This window comes from Halomonas sp. (genome assembly GCF_014859505.1).
GTDB lineage: Bacteria > Pseudomonadota > Gammaproteobacteria > Pseudomonadales > Halomonadaceae > Halomonas.
Genome location: NZ_JACUUD010000223.1, coordinates 1 through 2701 on the forward strand (window position 1 = coordinate 1; position 2701 = coordinate 2701).

Annotated in this window: 3 protein-coding genes; 1 reads left to right on the forward strand and 2 read right to left on the reverse strand. The window is 68.6% G+C overall.

Going from position 1 to position 2701, the window contains the following annotated elements:
- Window positions 1-1604, reverse strand: a 1604-nt coding sequence (locus IBX53_RS15675) for an HAD-IC family P-type ATPase (RefSeq protein ID WP_290911184.1), incomplete at its 3' end; no start/stop codon positions are given.
- A gap of 35 nt (window positions 1605-1639) precedes the next feature.
- A complete protein-coding gene (locus IBX53_RS15680) occupies window positions 1640-2134 on the reverse strand; it encodes a MerR family DNA-binding protein (protein WP_290911177.1) in 495 nt (164 codons plus the stop codon).
- Between the two features lie 355 nt (window positions 2135-2489).
- Between IBX53_RS15680 and IBX53_RS15685 the strand changes: the two genes are divergently transcribed.
- Window positions 2490-2701: outer membrane protein transport protein (locus IBX53_RS15685; protein ID WP_290911181.1), on the forward strand; the 212-nt coding region annotated here is incomplete at its 3' end.

Genomic DNA, 2701 nt, shown 5'->3' on the forward strand with positions numbered 1-2701 from the left:
TGCGCCTCGGTGACGCTGGGCTTGCCCTCGGTGAGGGTGCCGGTCTTGTCCACCACCAGGGTGGTGAGCTTGCTGGCGATCTGCAGCGCCTCGCCGCTTCTCACCAGCACGCCGTGCTCGGCGGCCTTGCCGACCCCGATCATGGTGGAGATCGGCGTGGCCAGGCCCAGGGCGCAGGGGCAGGCGATGATCAGCACCGTGGTGGCGGTCACCAGCATGTGGATCACCCGCGGCTCGGCGCCGACGTTGAACCAGATAAGCGCGGTGAGCACGGCGATGATCATCACCGTGGGCACGAAGATGCTGGAGACCTTGTCGGCCAGCTCGCCGATGGGCGGGCGGGAGTTCTGGGCGCTGGCCACCTGCTCGGTGATGCGGCCGAGCTTGGTGTCGGCGCCGACGCGGGTGGCCCGGTAGACCAGCGAGCCCTTGCCGTTGACGGTGCCGGCGCTGACCTCGTCGCCGGCGGCCTTGGCCACCGGCAGCGGCTCGCCGGTGAGCATGGATTCATCGATATGGCTCTTGCCCTCGGTCACCTCGCCGTCCACCGGCAGGCGCTCGCCGGGGCGCACGCGGATGTGGTCATCCTCGCGCACCTCGTCGATGTCGAGCTCGCGCTCCTCACCGTCGCGGATCACCCGGGCGGTGCGGCTCTGCAGGTCGAGCAGGCGCTTGAGTGCCTCGCTGGTGCGGCCCCGGGCGCGCAGCTCCAGGGCGTTGCCCAGCAGCACCAGGCCGATGATCATCGCCGAGGCCTCGAAGTAGATGCCGTGGGCCACCGCGGGCAGCCAGGGGGCGAAGGCCACCACCGCCATGGAGTAGACCCAGGCGGTGCCGGTGCCCATGGCGATCAGGGTGTCCATGTTGGCCTGGTGGTGCTTGAAGTTCTTCCAGGCATTGATGAAGAAGTGGCGGCCGGGGATGGCCAGCACGGCCAGCGTCAAGAGGCCGATCACCAGCCATAAGAGCCGGCCGGTGCCGACCAGCTGGGGGTGGTAGAAGAACATGCTGGCCATCAGCGGCACCGCCAGCGCCAGGGACCAGAAACTGCCGCGCAGGCGCTGGCGATACTGCTGGGCGTCCTTCTCGGCCCGGGCCTGCTCGGCCTGGCGCAGGTCGAGGATCGGCTCCGCCTCGTAGCCGGCCGCCTCCACGGCGTCAATCAGCTCGGCCTCGCTCACGCTGCCGCGCACCTGGGCGGTGCGGGTGCCGAAGTTGACCTCCGCGCTGACCACGCCTGGCGTGCGTTCCAGCGCCTTCTGCACGCTGGCCACGCAGCTGGCGCAGGTCATGCCGCTGATGGAGAGCCGCCGGGCGGTGGCGCGCGCGTCGTCGCGCTCATCGTCGCGAGCCGGTGAGGCCGGCGCGGGCGTCGCCTGTGCCGTGGGCTCCGGCATGGCCGCGGGGCTCGCTTCCTCGCCCGGGGCCTCCTCGAGCTCGCCGGGCGGGTAGCCGGCGTTACTCAGGGCCTGGTCCAGCGCCTGGGCATCCAGCACGGTGGAGACCTCCAGGCGCTTCTCGGCCGGGGTGCCGATCACCTCGGCCTCGGGGTCCTGGGCCTGGATCGCCTCGCGCATGCGCTTCACGCAGCCCTGGCAGCTCATGCCGGGCACGATACGTTCGAGTGGTATGCGAGCGTTCACTGGGTCTCCTCGATGGGTGTGGCGCCGGCGGGCGCGCGATGGCCGTCGTTGCCGGGTTCCTTGTTTTCGCGCAGGTTGTCGCGCAGGGGCTCGGGGAAGCTTTCGATCAGCCGGCAGAGGCTGTGGCCATCCGGGGTGCCGTCGGGCATCTCGGCCCAGCTCTCCAGGGCCTGCTCCATGCGCGCGGCCAGCGCCTGCAGCTCCTCGATGCGGGCGCGAATCTCCGGCAGCCGGCTGGCGAGCAGGTCGCGGACCATGGGGCAGGGGGAATCGCCCTGGTCGGCGTGGGCGAGGATGTCGCGGATCTCGGCCACGCCGAAGCCCAGGTTGCGGGCGCGGTGGATGAAGCGCAGGCGCTCCAGGTCGCCCCGCTCGAAGAGCTGGTAGCCGTTGTCGGGGTGGCGCCGGGGATCGAGCAGCCCCTCGCGCACATAGTGGCGGACGGTCTCGGCGGTGACGCCGGCGGCCCTGGCCAGTTCACTGACTTTCATGATGACGGTGCCTCGCAGGTCGGTGCTGTCTTGCAGGTCGATGCCTTGCAGATCCCGGCAGGGTGCTGGTGGCGGATAACCTCAGTGTAGAACCTATGTGTTACCCACTGGTCAAGTCGAGATAGCCAGGACGCCATGGCGGTTTCGGCACAGCGGGGCCGTGTTGGCTAACTCACTGAAAGTTCGATCAATGAAACGTCCGTGCGACCAAAGTATTAGCATTTAAGAGATTAAAACGAACGTTTGCCCTTGAAACTGGCAGGCGGTTGCGAGAAAAGGGGTGGGTACGCGCCTGTCTCAGCCGAGAGCACTCGCCAGCATCAGCGTAAATACAGAACCCCAAGGGATGAATCACATGAAGAACAAGTTCAATCGCCTCTCCCTGGCGGTGGCCATCGCGGCCGCCGCCTTCGCCAGCCAGGCCCACGCCGGCGGCTACCAGATCAACGAGCAGAGCGTCAGCGGCCAGGGCTATGGCCACGCCGGGCGTAGCTCCAACGTCAACGACGCCACCATCGTCTTCGGCAACCCGGCCGGCATGTCGTTCCTGGATCGTGCCCAGGTGAC